The following is a 15,099-nucleotide window of genomic DNA, read 5'->3' as shown; positions in this document are numbered from 1 at the left end:
CTGATATTAACAGAATGAAAGGTGGTTCATGATATGCAAGTTCAAAAATGGGGTAAAAGATTAGCTGTTCGTTTGCCAAAATCCTTGTGTCAGGCGGTAAATTTTTTAGAAGGTAAAGAAGTAGAAACTTTGGAGGAAATGCTGGAAGGCATAACACCCGAAATATAATAGGACGGTTTTCGATTTTATTCCTCTATTTGTGTGGTCAATACAAATTAAAAAGCCCTGTAAACCTTGTATATAAAGGTTTCTAGGGCTTTCGATGTTATAATTTGCAGTCCGTTATCATTAACGAGAGTAGAACTCAACGATGAATGCTTCGTTAACTTCAGCAGGCATTTCAGAACGCTCAGGGAAGCGAGTGTAAGTACCTTCAAGCTTCTCAGCATCAAAAGTTAAGAAATCAGGTACGAAGTTGTTGATTTCAACAGCTTCTTTAATAATTTCTAAGTTGCGTGATTTTTCACGAACAGAAATTGTTTGACCTGGCTTAACACGGTAAGAAGGAATGTCTACACGTCCGCCATCAACAAGAATATGTCCATGGTTCACAAGCTGACGAGCTTGACGACGAGTACGAGCAAGTCCTAAACGATAAACAAGGCTGTCCAAACGAGATTCTAAAAGAATCATGAAGTTTTCACCATGAATACCTTTCATTTTACCAGCAGCAGCAAATGTGTTGCGGAATTGGCGCTCATTCATACCAAACATATGGCGAAGCTTTTGCTTCTCCTGTAATTGTAATCCGTATTCAGAAAGCTTTTTACGTTGATTAGGTCCATGTTGACCAGGTGCGTAAGGACGCTTTTCTAATTCCTTTCCAGTTCCGCTTAGAGAGATACCTAAACGACGTGATAATTTCCAAGATGGTCCAGTATAACGAGCCATAATTTAGCTCCTCCTTCAATGTTTTTATTTTGTAAAATAAAAACAAAACACAGACACATGCACTCTATCGATTGCCCATTTTGTCTTCATGTACCCTCGCCCCAGCAGCATAGAGTTACTCGATACACCTCGGCTTTTAAAAAAAGAGGAACAAAATGAAACAAAAGCAAGCACACTCAGGCCGCTTTTATTTTACACACAAAAATTATTATATTTTTTTTTATGCATAAAGTCAAGGTTAATTCTTGTCTTCTCATAATTTAAAAGATAAAATCATAATTTGGATTTAGTAAAATTATGATGAAAAATTTCTTGAATATAACCGATATATAAATAAAAGGAAGTAGTTTACAATTTTCCGAAAATTGATATAGGAAAATAAGACTATTAAGCTTATAATAGGAATATAATATATTGTTCGTCGGATATACCCATTTTTTTATTTTGAAGGTGAATTTAAATGCCCAGAGAAATCTGTCCAACAGAAATAGATATTATTAAATTAAAAAGGTATGAACAGCTATATCGGGTTACAGCGAAATTTCACTCTTCGATGGATATGGCTGAAGTATTAAAGGAAATCATTCATACGCTAAAGGAAGTTTATGAAACCTTCGATTGTGTATTATTGTTATCACACGATACGTCGACGGATCCGGAACTTCCTATCCATGACTTGGAGTATGGTTCTGATTCCATTAATCAGGCGGCGGCGCAAGCTTATTTAACAGGCAATGTTCAAATTGAAGATTCGTTAATTAATGATAAGTCTGTACTTTACGCACCGTTAAAAGGAAAACAAGGTATATACGGGGTTCTTCAAGTCACCGCTCCTGATACTCCCATTTTTCCTAAAGAAGAGGTTGGCTTCATTGAGCTATTGGCCAATACAGCTGGAGGTGCTTTGGAAAATGCACAATTGTACCAACAATCAAGAAAGCTTATATCAGATTTACAGCTAATCAATAAAACAACGCATCGCTTGAATTCAAATCTGCGATTATCGGATACAATCAACTTTATGTCAGAACAGATTAGGGCTTCCTTTGATGCACAAGTAATTGGCTTTTTGATGTTCAATGGAAAGGATCAGTTTGAAGTTTTAACCGGTAGCTCCGATTATTTTTTTCAAGATGAATCCGTTCCATTAGTGCATTTTATAAATAATAAAATCAAACAGGAAAAGGATGCCGTATTTATTGGAGATCTTTCCTTAGATGAAAATATTGGTGAGAAAAAATTTCGATCTCTTATGGTTATTCCAATGATCCAAAGCAATGCGCTTATAGGTGCTGTTTATGTACTGAATGAACTCCCTTATCATTTTTCGTTTGATAAATTTAAATTATTACAATCGCTCATTCACCATTCTACGTTGGCATTTACGAATTCAATGTTAAGAGAAGAATTGGAAAGAATGGTGATTACTGATAATTTAACAAAGCTTCATTCTAGAAATTACCTTGATGAAAGAATCCAGTTGTCGATGAATACTGACGCATTAGGGGCGTTTCTGCTAATCGATATTGATGATTTTAAAAGTATTAACGATACATTCGGACATCAGGTGGGCGATGAAGTCATCATTCAAGTAGCCAATATCATTAGAAAGAGTATTCGTGAGCATGATGTGGGGGCCAGATGGGGCGGCGAGGAATTAGCAGTTTATTTGCCAAAAGCAGATTTAAAGACTGGCTTGATGGTTGCTAAACGATTGGTTGAAAGAGTGGAAATTGAAACGAATCCCAAAATTACAATTTCATGCGGTATTACTGTTTGGCATAAAGAAAATAAGGATTCTGTTAAAAAGCTGTTTAACCGCGCTGATGAGGCGTTATATAAAGCTAAACAAACAGGTAAAAACCGCGTCATTATCTATGACAATTATACTTAATTAAAAGCACTTAAAAGTGCTTTATTTTTTTTGACAAGATACTGTAAATTTCGGCTTTTTGCGTAAATAGCGTACGGTTATTGTCGAGAAAATCTTAAAGGAATTCCGGTTCGAGCGTTGAAAATATTCAAGTAGAACCGGGGTGAAAAAACGATGAAAGAGATGTCTAGTACGAAGAAAAAGGTTTTTGATGCGGCAATCTCAATATTTAACTCAAAAGGCTATAATGGCAGTTCAGTAAAAGAAATTGCTCAAAAAGCGAATGTAAATATAGCTCTTATTTCCTATTATTTTAGTGGAAAAAAAGGCTTGTTAGAGCAGCTCTTAACTAATTATTTTGAGCAATATATTATCATATTGGAAAAATCCTTTGAGAAAAAGGATAGTATGTCCTGTAAAGAAGTTTTATGTGAAATAGTAAAGAACTTATTAAGATTTGAAAGTGAAAATCATCAGTTGGCACGACTTGTTCATCGTGAGATAACTCTAGATACTATGCTTGTAAGAGAAATTATGTCCACGTATTTAACTAAGGAAAAATATTATTTGCAAACGATCCTTGAAAGAGGTATTCAAAAAAAGGAATTTAGAAAGCTTCCGGTCATGAACACGATCATGCAATTAAAAGGCATGTTAACAATGCCTTATTTAAATCTGCAGTATATGGTAGAGGTTTTACATGTGAATCCTGTTGAACCTTATTTCGTTACAAAATATTATAAAGAAATTAGTCATTGGATAGAGGAAGGCCTTTCTATACAAGCTGAAAGGCCAACTTTATCAGTCATTAACTATTCAGGGCTTAACAGTGTAAATACTCTAAATGCTTCAACCCTGGCAGGTGGGAGTTGAACTTTATTTAAGAGAAGTCGGTGCGGATAGTGTTATAGTTGGAACTAATTCGGAATAACCTTGGTTTAAATCCCTTGAAATGTGGGCGTCTGACCCATAGATGAGAGGGATTTTTCGTTTGGCCGCCTCTTTTACAATCCACTCTGACGGATAAGGTTCTAAACAAAATTGCTTATTTATGCCGGCACCATTATAGTCCAATGTCATATTTTTATCAGAGATCAGATCTAAGATTTGTTTAATATCAGTAGAGAAATCTGCTGTACAAGGATATTTCTTTTGGAATTTATGTACGAGCGTCATATGCCCAATTCGTTTAGGTTTATAGGGCCCTAGATCACTTAGGATTGATTGTTTGATAGTTTCGAAATAACTTGTATATACCTTATCAATATCTCCAAAAATAGAAATAATTCTCGCAAATTCCTGAGTACTGAAATCCAGACAATAATAATTTCCTTCATGCTGCAAAAAATGGACTGATAAAATACTATCATCAAGAAATTGTCCATATTTATTTAGAAATTTGGTAGTTTCGCTTTCAAAGTGAATGATATAATCGACTTCTAAACCAATATTTATTTTTATTTTATCTTTATATTTTACTTTTAATTTTTGCAAATCTGAGATGTAAGGATCTAAAAAGTTCGGATTCATTCCACTATCTTTATCAGGTGTTGGATCGATAAAGTTTGCTGGTAAAGGCGCATGTTCAGTGAACGAAATTTCTTGATAGCCTAAGGAAATTGCAGCATCTATATATTGATCAAATGAATCGTCGGATCCATGAGGACAATAGGGAGAGTGAATATGGCCGTCAGTTTTCATTACTTTCCTCCAAGTTTCTACAATTTTTAGAAAAAATTTGGGCAAAATTATTGTTTACATGTTATCATAAAAGTTATGAAAATGCATAAAATAAAAATTTGAAATTTAAAGCCTTTCTATATATAAATTACAAAAGTTTTTTTGAAATCGAAAAAGGGGTAAGGCAGCTATGGAGTACTTGTTAATATTTATTATTGTTTTATTAGCAATTATCATATATGGATTTATAAAAAGAAAAAAGATTTATTCGGAAGTAGATAAGCTGGAAAGCTGGAAAATAAGCATAATGAATAGGCCGGTAACAGATGAAATTGCGAAGGTAAAGCAATTGAATATGACAGGGCAGACTGAGGAAAAGTTTGAAGCTTGGCGCGTTACTTGGGATGAGATTGTAACCAATGAACTGCCAAAAGTAGATGATTTTCTGTTTGAAGCAGAGGAAGCAGCTGATCACTACCGTTTTAAAAAAGCTACTAATATTACACGTAGTACCCGTAATGTATTAGAAGAGGTCGACCAGAAAATAGCTGCTATATTAGAGGATCTGCAAGAGCTTATTGGCAGTGAAGAAAAGAATAAAATAGAAGTAGAAGAGCTAAAAGGCATATTGAAAAATCATCGTAAAATTTTACTTGCATCAAGACACTCTTTCGGAAGTGCGATTATCCAGCTTGAAAAGGAGCTTGATGAAGTCGTTAATAAATTTAGTGAATTTGATGCGGCTACGAATGGGGGGAATTATTTAGAGGCACGTGAAATTGTACTGATGATTCGAAATGACTTAAATAATTTAGCGACAAAAATTGAAGAAATACCACCACTTTTAACTTATTGCCATAATCAATTACCTGCGCAAATCAATGAACTTCGAAAAGGTCAAGAAGAAATGATCCAATCTGGATACATTGTAGAGCATTTAGAAATTAATAAAGAATTAGATAAAATTGAGGGAGAAATTGAATCCTATTTAAGAAAAATAGAAGAAACAGAGATCAATGAGGCGAAGGAAGGAATTACGGATGTGCAGGACCGAATCGAGCAAATCTATGACTGTTTGGAAAAAGAAGTAATCGCCAAACACGTGATTATAAAAGAAACGCCTCCCCTTGAGCCACATATTATTGAATTGCAAAAAAAAGCAGTTGCAGCCAAAAATGAAACTGAAAGTGTTCAACAGATTTATCATCTAAAAGATAAAGACCTTGAAGACCAACGGAAAATTGAGAAAAAAGTAGCACAGACTACAAACAAGTACGATGAACTGTTGAATAGACTTGATGCCAATGATGAACCGGCGACAAAACTACGTGAAGACTTAGAAGAAATAAAAACAAATATTCAAATGATTACTGAACTGTATAATAATTTTACTGAAATGATGCATACTCTCAGAAAAGATGAGCGTGAGGCAAAAGAACGAATCACTCAAATGAAAAAGACATTAGTAGAAGCTAGGAGTTTAATCAGAAAAAATCATTTACCGGGACTTCCAAATAATATTTTAAAAACGTTTGACACAGCAGAATCAAACTTAAAGGCAGTATCGTATAAACTAGAGGAAACACCTCTTGATATGTATGCTGTAAATAATATTTTGGAAGAAGCACAAAATGCTGTTAGTAAAGTGTTTGAACAAACAGAAGAGATTGTCGAAAAAGCGGTATTGGTAGAACATATAATCCAATATGGAAATCGTTATCGAAGTAAGTATGCGGTTCTTTCGGCTAAATTATCTGAAGCAGAGCAAGTATTCCGCATGTATGATTATGATTTGGCATTGGAACAGGCGGCATCGGCTATCGAAGCTATTGAACCAGGCGCTTTAAAAAAGATTGAGGAGTTAATCAATAACCGCTAACTAAAGTTGGTTAAAATGAAAGGCTGTCCCAAACGGTGGGGCAGCCTTTTCTGTCACTTTACATTGTCTAGCTCCGGCGCCCAGCGTCTAGTGGACTTCACACATCTCCCTACGATAAGTCAACAGTAAAGGATCGCTTACGCTTATCGCCGGATGTCCTATATCTCAGTCGATGTGCTCCAGTCCATACGCCGCTCGACGGGCGCTTCCGCTTTTCTGTTTACGAAGCTTTTCTAGCTAATTCATCATTTTGTTTTTGACGCAATGAAAAGACATATCCGATTACAACTCCGATTAATGCAGGGACAACCCAACCAACACCATTACTATATAACGGTAAAGTAGAGCTTAAAATTTGTTTTACATTTTCACCAGCAAATCCTGCAAATACAAATCCGTCCAAGATGCTTACAATCCCTGTTCCCAAAACACCACCGATATAGACAGATCTAGCACTGCCAAAATAACGATCTAGGAACGACAATATGATAAGTGTAATAGCAATAGGATAAATCATCATTAAAACAGGTAACGAAATATTAATTAATTGAGTTAAGCCGACGTTTGCCACAAGCATACTAAAGACTGATGTGATCAAGACGAATTTTTGATATGAGATTTTCGGCCAAAGTTTATTAAAGTACTCTGCACAAGACGTTACTAAACCAATGGATGTTGTCAAACAAGCAAGTGTGATCGCTAGACCCAACATGATTGTGCCGAATATTCCATAATAATGGTTTGCAGAAATGGCGAGAATTTGACCACCATTTTCTACTTCACCAACAACGGAAGCACTGGTTGCCCCTAAATAGGCTAACGATAAATAAACAAGCATTAGAGCAATTACAGCAATAATACCTGATTTGATAGTGGTTATTGCAATTGTTTTAGGGTTCGTTATTCCAAAATTTTTAATAGCAGTAAAAACAACTATGGCAAAAACTAATGCTGCTAATGCATCTAATGTAAGATAACCTTCAATAAAACCTTTAAAAAATGGAGACGCTGAATAAGCCTCACTTGGTTCTGGAATGGACCCCATCGGGCTAAAAATTGCTTTAGCTACGAGCACTGCAATTGTTATCAATAACGCAGGGGTTAATACTTTGCCAATTCGGTCTACAAGTTTAGATGGATTTCTTGATAACCAATAGGTGACACCGAAGAAAACAATTGTATATAAAAATAAGCTTGCATTATTGCTTGCTAATTCCTTATTTAAAAATGGAATAACACTAATTTCGAATGCAACCGTACCTGTTCTTGGAATTGCGAAAACAGGTCCAATCGATAAATATAAAACGAGTGTAAAAATAATTCCGAACATTGGATGGACACGTGCGCTGATTTTTTCAAAATCTCCACCGTTTAAAGCGGCTGCAGTTACACCTAATAGCGGCAACCCAACGCCCGTAATTAAAAATCCAATAATAGCCGGCCAAAGGTTAGTTCCTGCTGCCTGGCCAAGTAATGGTGGGAAAATCATATTGCCGGCACCAAAAAATAAAGCAAAAAGCATTAAGCCGATCGATAATGTATTTTTGAAGTTCAAGTTAAAACCTCCTGGTTCAGTGAGAAAAATCTATTTAGTAAAAATTTTCACAACGTTATTCATCATACCGCAAATTTCGACAAATTACCACATAAAAATATTTATTATAATTGAAAAATCTCTTTTTCTAATTTTAATTTGCCTACATCTGTGATAATATATGTAAATGCAAATTTTATCCGAGACCAAGGTGATTTAATGATTTACTTTGACAATAGTGCAACTACAAAGCCCTATCCCGAAGTTATAGAGGCCTATATGAAGGTAGCAGAGCAATATTTTGCAAATCCTTCTTCGATCCATTTCTTGGGAAGTGAAGTGGAAAAGCTGATGACCCAATCCAGAGTTTTAACTGCATCTTTATTAGAGGTTAAACCAACAGAGATTGTGTTTACCTCGAGTGGAACAGAAGGAAATAATTTGGCCATTAAAGGTGTTGCATTCCAATACCAAAACCGTGGGAAACATATTATAACGACATCAATTGAACATCCATCTGTACTTGAAGCTTATAAACAATTAGAAGCTTTAGGATTTTTTGTGTCATATTTAGAAGTGGATCAAAAGGGCAGAATTAATATAGAACAACTTAAAAATACATTGCGAGACGATACAATTTTAGTTTCCATCATTCATGTAAATAACGAGTTGGGAACGATTCAACCGGTTGAAGAAGTAGGTAAAATTTTAAAAAATTATCCGAAAATATTATTTCATGTCGACCATGTTCAAGGAATTGGAAAAGTCCCGCTCCAATTAAAAGATTCCGGAATTGATTTATGTACAATTTCAGGACATAAGTTTCATGCATTAAGAGGAACGGGAATTTTATATATTCGTGACGGTTTGAAAATTGCCTCTCTCATGAGCGGTGGCGGTCAGGAAATGGGGATCCGCTCGGGTACGGAAAATGTGGCAGGAATCGTTTCAATGACAAAGGCACTCCGGATTACTCTTGAAAAAATAAATCAAGGCGGCGCTGACCATCTATTACAATTAAAGAAAGCACTTCTTTCAGGGGTAAGACAAATGGACGGCATTATTGTTAACACACCGGATCAAGATTCAGCACCACATATAATTAATTTTTCAGTACAAAACGTTAAACCGGAAGTGTTAATTCATAGCTTGAGTAAATACGATATCTATGTTTCAACCCAATCTGCCTGCTCCTCTAAGCTCGCGCAGGCAAGCAGGGTGTTAACAGCAGCAGGCCTTGGCGAAGAGCGGGCTAAAACTGCCATCCGTGTAAGTTTTTCACTTGATAACACAGTTGAGGAAGTTAAGACATTTTTAAATGTTTTAACAAATATAGTTCCAAAATTACAGGAAGCAATGAGGTAAGAAAATGGAATACGATCATATATTAATTCGTTATGGTGAAATGTCACTAAAAGGGAAAAATCGTTCAAAATTCTCACAAATCTTAAAAAATAATATAAAGGTTTTATTAAAATTAAATGGATGCACGAAGGCGATCGTGAATCGAACGAAAGATCGGATGTTTATTGATCTTAATGGGGATGACCATGAAAAAATAAGTGAAATCCTAAAGGATGTATTTGGCATCCAAAGCTTTAGTTTAGCCATGAAGGTAACAAGTGAACTTGAAGAAATTCAAAAAGGGGCACTTTCAGCTCTCCAAGAAGCGAACCCGCATGCGAAAACATTTAAAGTGACAGCGAAGCGTCCAGATAAAAGCTTCCCCATTCGTTCACAGGAATTAAACCATTTAATTGGCGGATATATTTTAAAAAATACAGAGGGACTAACGGTCGATGTTCATAACCCTGATGTAAACGTACGGGTGGAAGTTAGAACATCGATGACTTTTATTACTTGTAAAACAGTAAAAGGGGCCGGAGGATTCCCAGTTGGCTCCAATGGCAAAGTGATGCTTATGCTATCTGGAGGTATAGACAGCCCTGTTGCTGGCTACATGACAATGAAACGAGGCGTAAAAATTGAAGCAGTTCATTTTCATAGCCCGCCCTTCACAAATGAGCGCGCAAAGCAAAAGGTATTAGACCTTGCTGGTAAACTCACGAAATATGGAGGCCGAATCCGAGTCCATATTGTCCCATTCACAGAAATTCAACAGGAAATTCATAAAGCCATTCCGTCTAGTTATACGATGACTGCGATGCGGAGAATGATGCTTCGTATTGCTGAACAAATAGCTGTAAAGAATAATGCTTTAGCGATCGCAACCGGTGAAAGCTTAGGACAGGTTGCCAGTCAAACAATTGAAAGTATGAATACAATTAATGAAGTTACTAATTATCCAATCATTAGACCGTTAATCGCAATGGATAAGCTTGAAATTATTGATATTGCTCATGCAATCGATACTTATGATATATCCATACGACCTTATGAAGATTGTTGTACGATATTTTTGCCGTCTGATCCAAAGACAAAACCTAAGAAAGATCGAATCAATTATTATGAAACAAAATTAGGAAATATCGATGAACTAATCGAAGCTGCGGTTACGAATGTAGAAACGATTGATATTGAACGGAATACTAGAAAACATGAAATTGAAAAACAGTTTGAAGATCTATTTTAGTTTCAATTAATTACCAATAAAATAAATGTATGAGAGCATTTGCTTTTTCACACTCTATTAACACACCAACCAAGGAGGTGAAAAGCAAATGCCAAGTTCAAGAAGCAATAACAGTAACCAATTATTAGTTCCTGGCGTACAACAAGCTCTTGATCAAATGAAGGTTGAAATCGCACAGGAGTTTGGTGTGAACCTTGGTGCTGACACAACTTCTCGTGCTAACGGATCTGTTGGAGGAGAAATTACAAAGCGCCTAGTTTCAATGGCTCAACAACAAATGGCCGGGTTCCATGGTCAATAAACGATAATTAAATATAGTAATGGCTTAAGGGCAAGTCTTCGGACTTGCCCTTTCATAATTTTTTATAAAAAACGCAAAATAATATTCTAAAAATTAAAATATTTTAGTACAATGATAAATAAAGGTAATAATTTTATTCAGCACATGGCTGAATAAAATTAAAGCCTCCGGTGGATTTGATTATGATAATGGGGGGGATATGGATGAAAAGAGAGGATTTACTAGCTCCAGAAATGTACAACCTTGTTGAAGAGGTTGAGCGTTTCGCAAAAGATCCAGAAAAGGTAGCAATTAAATGGGAAGACGAGCAAGGAAATAAGGCAGAAATTACATACGAAAACTTAGTAACAAGGGTTAACAAAATTGGAAACGCTTTACTAGGTGCCGGCTTGAAAAAAGGGGATAAAGCAATCATAATGGTACCGCGATTAATAGACGCCTATGCAATCTATTTAGGTTGTTTAAAAGTCGGGATTACAGTCAGCCCTGGTTCTGAAATGTTGCGAGAAAAGGATATTCGTTACCGTTTAACTCATGGTGAAATGAAGGCTGTAATCAGTGTAGACTCTCTTGTAAATGAGTTTAATCGAATTCATGATATCGAATTCGAAAAATTCGTAATCGGAAAGTCTGTCGAAGGTTGGCAGGATTTACATGCACTTGAAGCTGAAGCGAGCGATATTCTTAAAATGGCTGATACAAAAGCCGATGATATGGCATTTTTATCTTATACATCAGGTACAACTGGAAATCCGAAAGGTGTTGTTCATACCCATGGGTGGGGGTTCGCTCATTTAAGAACAGCTGCCAGCGGTTGGTTAGGTATTCAAGAAGGAGATACTGTATGGGCTACAGCAGCACCAGGCTGGCAGAAGTGGATTTGGAGTCCATTTGTATCAGTTTTGGGCTCAGGTGCAACAGGTTTTGTTTACCATGGCAAATTTGATGCAAATAAATATTTACAATTGCTTCAAGACAATGAAGTCAATGTCCTTTGCTGTACGCCAACTGAATATCGTGTAATCGCAAAAGTTCGAAATATCGGTGACTATAAGCTTCCTGCGCTACGTAGTGCAGTCTCTGCCGGAGAACCTTTAAACAGAGAAGTGATCGATACTTTTAAACAGTATTTTAATGTAACTGTTCGCGATGGGTATGGACAAACTGAAAATACCTTGTTGGTCGGTATATTAGAAGGGATGGAAGTAAGACCAGGTTCAATGGGGAAACCTACTCCTGGAAACCGGGTTGATATTATTAATGAAGATGGAGAACCATGCGGAGTTGGAGAAGTAGGTGATATCGCTGTTCACCGCGAGACACCAGCCTTGTTTAAAAATTATTATAAAGACTCTGAACGGACAGCAATGCAATTCCGTGGGGAGTGGTATGTCACAGGTGACAGGGCCAGGAAGGATGAAGATGGCTATTTCTGGTTTGAGGGACGAAGTGACGATATTATTATCAGTTCCGGCTATACGATCGGACCATTTGAGGTAGAAGATGCGCTAGTAAAGCATCCAGCAGTTAAAGAATGTGCAGTAGTCGGAAGCCCAGATGAGGTCCGTGGAACAATCGTTAAGGCGTTTGTCGTATTAAGGGAAGGTGTCGATCATATCCCTCAAGATGAACTTGTGAAAGAATTGCAGGAGCATGTAAAGAATTTAACGGCACCATATAAATATCCACGAAAGATAGAATTTATTGAGGAGTTGCCTAAGACAACTTCAGGAAAAATCCGTCGTATCGAACTTCGCCAAAAAGAATTACAACAGAATGCATAACAAAATGGGCAGAAGCTTACTTCTGCCCATTTTTAATAGAGTTACAAGAACTTGCGATGAACTTTATGCCAGAAGGAATTGTCCTTCAGTTTTACCGTTTTTATTTTTTTATCGCCTAATGTAATCTCAATTTTATCTATATGTTGAATACTTAATGCCTCATTATCCATCCCGATAACAGGATAATCATTTCCTTCATGAACAATGTCAAGCGTAAGCTTTCTATCGCCGCTAAGAATAAAAGACGAACCTAAAGTTCGGTAAGAATTATTATTCAAAGAAGCTGCCTCGCTTACTTGGATACAAGGAAGTAACGGGTCAATGATAGCCCCATTTAATGATTTGGAGTAACCTGTGCTTCCTGTAGGTGTAGAAATAATCATTCCATCGCCACGAAATCTTTCAAAGAGCAAGTCATCTATAGATACATCCATAACAAATGTTTTTATAATAGAAGAACGAACCGTGCATTCATTTAAACAATAAAAAGAAGTATGACCATCAATTGTTGCCTTAATCGTTGGGTATCGACGTACCTCCATTTTCTCATTTGTCATCGCATCTACAATTTTATCAGGTTCATTGATATAAAAATCAGCATATAAGACAGGTGTATCTGTTTCATTAATTCCTATGTACAAACAATCCTCACGAAAGCCGGTCTTTCTAACTGCCTGCAAAAACGTTCCATCTCCACCAATACTTGCAATGATATTTGCTTTCTTACTATCACTTACAACAGTAAAACCATGTTTTTCTGCATGATTTGCTAATTTCTCAACCTGCTGTTGCATTTTTTCACTATGTTTATAAGAAAAAAACAGATTCGTTCGATGTGGCATATATGGACCTCCCTAAATAGTAAGCTTATTCATTATACTTAAATACTAATAAATACTATACTAATCCTATGTTCTAATTTCAAACTTTTTTGGTACACTAAATAAGATTAGTAGGAAACTTTTTACATGTCAAAACGTAAAACATGTAGGCTGGAAAAAATATCATAGGAGGTTTATGAATGACTGGAAAACGCTGGTTAGCATTAGGAATTGCAGCAGTTTTATTTTTCTTTTCACTAGGTGTTAATTTTTTATCATCATTAGCATTTGAGAAAACAGATAAATGGAAAGTAAGCTTTTTTGACGAACTTAATCAAGAATATACGGAAAAAGTTATTGAGGAAGGTTTGGATTACGGCAGTATCGTCGTGTTGGAGGTAAATGGCGTGATTCAAGATCTTGGTGATGTGGAATCCATTTTCTCCTCACCTGGATATAATCATAAAAGCTTTTTAAGAATGCTTGAACATGCCGGTGAGGATGACGATGTAAAAGGCATCATTATTCGTGTCAATTCACCAGGGGGCGGTGTTTTAGAAAGTGCAGAAATTCATGATAAAATTGTAGACATAAAAGAAAATTACAAAAAGCCAGTTTATATTTCGATGGGAAGCATGGCAGCTTCAGGCGGATATTATATTTCCACACCTGCTGATAAAATTTTCGCAAGTCCTGAAACAATGACCGGATCGTTAGGTGTGATCATGCAGGGCATTAATTATGCTGGTTTGGCTGAAAAATACGGCGTAAAATTTGAAACAATTAAAAGTGGTCCATACAAGGATATCATGAGTCCTACTAGAGAAATAACAGAGGCGGAAAGAAAAATCCTCCAAGAAATGGTCAATAACTCTTATCAAGGCTTTGTGAATGTAATCGCGAAAGGACGGAATATGACTGAGGATCAAGTAAGACAAATCGCAGACGGCAGAATCTATGACGGCAGACAAGCGAAGGCTCTTGGTCTGATCGATGAATTTGGGTTTCTTGATGATACGATCAATGCGATGAAGGAGCTGGAAGGAGTAGGTGATGTAAATGTGATTCAATATGAATCCCCTTTTGGATTTAATTCCTTCTTCCAAGTGGCTAGTCAGCGCCTTTTTTCTGATGATTTTGAGTTGCTTAATTTAACAAAGCTTATGAGTCAGCCAAATTCTCCAAGACTGATGTATCTCTATGCTCGTTAAATGGAAGGAGTGTTAACATGGATCACGAATTTGAAGAAACGTCAGGCCCAACTGCTGAAGAACAAACTTCAGTGAATACAAAACCTCCTGCTACGATCTTTGTTCTATATGCAGGATTTTGGATTCGTTTTTGGGCCTATGTTATAGACCTGATTGTTGTGGGGAGTTTACACCGTATATTTGTATACCCAGTCTTAAGATGGCTCGATATCTCGATCATCGAAACGAGTATGTTATCAACCGTGGCGATTTCAACGGCAGTTGTAATGTATGCCTATTTTATTATTATGACAAAATTATTAGGTCAAACACTAGGCAAAATGGTTTTTGGCTTAAAAGTCATTGATGAAAACAAAGAAAAACTCTCATGGGATACAGTGATCTTTAGAGAGTTAATTGGGAAATTTATTAGTAAAACAGCTTTCTTTTTAGGGTTTATTACGATCGGCTTTTCAAGTAAGAAAAAAGGCTGGCATGACTATTTTGGCGATACACTCGTCATTCAGGAACGTAAAGGTGTGCCAATTTAGGT

At 36.3% G+C, this 15,099-nt stretch carries 14 protein-coding genes; 10 read left to right on the top strand and 4 right to left on the bottom strand.

The window, feature by feature from the left end; all coding sequences use genetic code 11:
- Window positions 1-33: 33 nt before the first annotated feature.
- Window positions 34-168 (top strand): AbrB/MazE/SpoVT family DNA-binding domain-containing protein, encoded by a 135-nt coding sequence (locus P9E47_RS09250; RefSeq protein ID WP_326153787.1) that lies wholly within the window; start codon window positions 34-36, stop codon window positions 166-168.
- Window positions 169-288: 120 nt separating this feature from the next.
- Here the strand turns inward: P9E47_RS09250 and rpsD are convergent, their stop codons facing one another.
- Window positions 289-891, bottom strand: coding sequence for a 30S ribosomal protein S4 (rpsD, locus tag P9E47_RS09245; RefSeq protein WP_326152613.1), 603 nt, complete (start codon window positions 889-891; stop codon window positions 289-291).
- Window positions 892-1,351: 460 nt separating this feature from the next.
- Here rpsD and P9E47_RS09240 point away from each other — a divergent pair, with 460 nt between their 5' ends.
- Together P9E47_RS09240 and refZ are read left to right on the top strand one after the other, a co-directional pair.
- A complete protein-coding gene (locus P9E47_RS09240; RefSeq protein WP_051678088.1) occupies window positions 1,352-2,785 on the top strand; it encodes a sensor domain-containing diguanylate cyclase in 1,434 nt (477 codons plus the stop codon).
- 162 nt (window positions 2,786-2,947) lie between these two features.
- Entirely contained in the window at window positions 2,948-3,637 is a 690-nt protein-coding gene (gene refZ / locus P9E47_RS09235; protein ID WP_326163293.1) for a forespore capture DNA-binding protein RefZ, read from the top strand.
- 3 nt (window positions 3,638-3,640) lie between these two features.
- Here refZ and hisJ read toward each other — a convergent pair whose 3' ends face one another.
- Window positions 3,641-4,465 carry a histidinol-phosphatase HisJ gene (hisJ, locus tag P9E47_RS09230; RefSeq protein WP_326153790.1) on the bottom strand — a complete coding sequence of 275 codons (825 nt, stop codon included), beginning with the start codon at window positions 4,463-4,465 and terminating at the stop codon, window positions 3,641-3,643.
- A gap of 169 nt (window positions 4,466-4,634) precedes the next feature.
- Here hisJ and ezrA point away from each other — a divergent pair, with 169 nt between their 5' ends.
- The gene (gene ezrA / locus P9E47_RS09225; protein WP_326153791.1) at window positions 4,635-6,323 is read left to right on the top strand and encodes a septation ring formation regulator EzrA; all 1,689 of its coding nucleotides are present in this window, start codon (window positions 4,635-4,637) and stop codon (window positions 6,321-6,323) included.
- A 220-nt stretch (window positions 6,324-6,543) separates the two neighbouring features.
- On the opposite strand, the gene brnQ is transcribed toward ezrA, so the two are convergent.
- Window positions 6,544-7,878 carry a branched-chain amino acid transport system II carrier protein gene (brnQ, locus tag P9E47_RS09220; protein WP_326163220.1) on the bottom strand — a complete coding sequence of 445 codons (1,335 nt, stop codon included), beginning with the start codon at window positions 7,876-7,878 and terminating at the stop codon, window positions 6,544-6,546.
- Window positions 7,879-8,076: 198 nt separating this feature from the next.
- On the opposite strand from brnQ, the gene P9E47_RS09215 reads away from it, so the two are divergent.
- The 4 genes from P9E47_RS09215 to mbcS all read left to right on the top strand — a co-directional run bounded on the left by P9E47_RS09215 (window position 8,077) and on the right by mbcS (window position 12,535).
- Window positions 8,077-9,222 (top strand): cysteine desulfurase family protein, encoded by a 1,146-nt coding sequence (locus tag P9E47_RS09215; protein ID WP_326163219.1) that lies wholly within the window; start codon window positions 8,077-8,079, stop codon window positions 9,220-9,222.
- Between the two features lie 4 nt (window positions 9,223-9,226).
- Window positions 9,227-10,450, top strand: coding sequence for a tRNA uracil 4-sulfurtransferase ThiI (gene thiI / locus P9E47_RS09210; protein ID WP_326163218.1), 1,224 nt, complete (start codon window positions 9,227-9,229; stop codon window positions 10,448-10,450).
- Window positions 10,451-10,538: 88 nt separating this feature from the next.
- Complete coding sequence (locus tag P9E47_RS09205) at window positions 10,539-10,751, top strand: alpha/beta-type small acid-soluble spore protein (RefSeq protein WP_035194313.1); 213 nt, start codon at window positions 10,539-10,541, stop codon at window positions 10,749-10,751.
- Window positions 10,752-10,954: 203 nt separating this feature from the next.
- Window positions 10,955-12,535, top strand: a complete 1,581-nt coding sequence (mbcS, locus tag P9E47_RS09200) for an acyl-CoA synthetase MbcS (RefSeq protein ID WP_326163217.1) — start codon at window positions 10,955-10,957, stop codon at window positions 12,533-12,535.
- Window positions 12,536-12,576: 41 nt separating this feature from the next.
- Here the strand turns inward: mbcS and P9E47_RS09195 are convergent, their stop codons facing one another.
- Window positions 12,577-13,377: an NAD kinase gene (locus tag P9E47_RS09195; protein WP_035194309.1), complete on the bottom strand. Its 801-nt coding sequence runs from the start codon at window positions 13,375-13,377 to the stop codon at window positions 12,577-12,579.
- Window positions 13,378-13,556: 179 nt separating this feature from the next.
- Between P9E47_RS09195 and sppA the strand changes: the two genes are divergently transcribed.
- Window positions 13,557-14,567: a signal peptide peptidase SppA gene (gene sppA, locus P9E47_RS09190; protein ID WP_326153799.1), complete on the top strand. Its 1,011-nt coding sequence runs from the start codon at window positions 13,557-13,559 to the stop codon at window positions 14,565-14,567.
- A gap of 17 nt (window positions 14,568-14,584) precedes the next feature.
- Window positions 14,585-15,097, top strand: coding sequence for an RDD family protein (locus P9E47_RS09185; RefSeq protein WP_326163216.1), 513 nt, complete (start codon window positions 14,585-14,587; stop codon window positions 15,095-15,097).
- The last annotated feature ends 2 nt before the right edge of the window (window positions 15,098-15,099 follow it).

Source organism: Schinkia azotoformans (assembly GCF_035811335.1).
Lineage (GTDB): Bacteria > Bacillota > Bacilli > Bacillales > Bacillaceae_J > Schinkia > Schinkia azotoformans.
Note: the sequence above shows the minus strand (reverse complement) of the source record. Positions and strands in the feature narration are given on the sequence as shown.

Excerpts from the sequence above, each read along its gene's own strand:
- P9E47_RS09215 (WP_326163219.1), top strand. The coding sequence starts at position 8,077 with ATGATTTACTTTGACAATAGTGCAACTACAAAGCCCTATCCCGAAGTT.
- mbcS (WP_326163217.1), top strand. The coding sequence starts at position 10,955 with ATGAAAAGAGAGGATTTACTAGCTCCAGAAATGTACAACCTTGTTGAA.
- rpsD (WP_326152613.1), bottom strand. The coding sequence starts at position 891 with ATGGCTCGTTATACTGGACCATCTTGGAAATTATCACGTCGTTTAGGT.
- P9E47_RS09185 (WP_326163216.1), top strand. The coding sequence starts at position 14,585 with ATGGATCACGAATTTGAAGAAACGTCAGGCCCAACTGCTGAAGAACAA.
- hisJ (WP_326153790.1), bottom strand. The coding sequence starts at position 4,465 with ATGAAAACTGACGGCCATATTCACTCTCCCTATTGTCCTCATGGATCC.
- P9E47_RS09240 (WP_051678088.1), top strand. The coding sequence starts at position 1,352 with ATGCCCAGAGAAATCTGTCCAACAGAAATAGATATTATTAAATTAAAA.
- sppA (WP_326153799.1), top strand. The coding sequence starts at position 13,557 with ATGACTGGAAAACGCTGGTTAGCATTAGGAATTGCAGCAGTTTTATTT.
- P9E47_RS09195 (WP_035194309.1), bottom strand. The coding sequence starts at position 13,377 with ATGCCACATCGAACGAATCTGTTTTTTTCTTATAAACATAGTGAAAAA.
- ezrA (WP_326153791.1), top strand. The coding sequence starts at position 4,635 with ATGGAGTACTTGTTAATATTTATTATTGTTTTATTAGCAATTATCATA.
- P9E47_RS09250 (WP_326153787.1), top strand. The coding sequence starts at position 34 with ATGCAAGTTCAAAAATGGGGTAAAAGATTAGCTGTTCGTTTGCCAAAA.
- thiI (WP_326163218.1), top strand. The coding sequence starts at position 9,227 with ATGGAATACGATCATATATTAATTCGTTATGGTGAAATGTCACTAAAA.
- P9E47_RS09205 (WP_035194313.1), top strand. The coding sequence starts at position 10,539 with ATGCCAAGTTCAAGAAGCAATAACAGTAACCAATTATTAGTTCCTGGC.
- refZ (WP_326163293.1), top strand. The coding sequence starts at position 2,948 with ATGTCTAGTACGAAGAAAAAGGTTTTTGATGCGGCAATCTCAATATTT.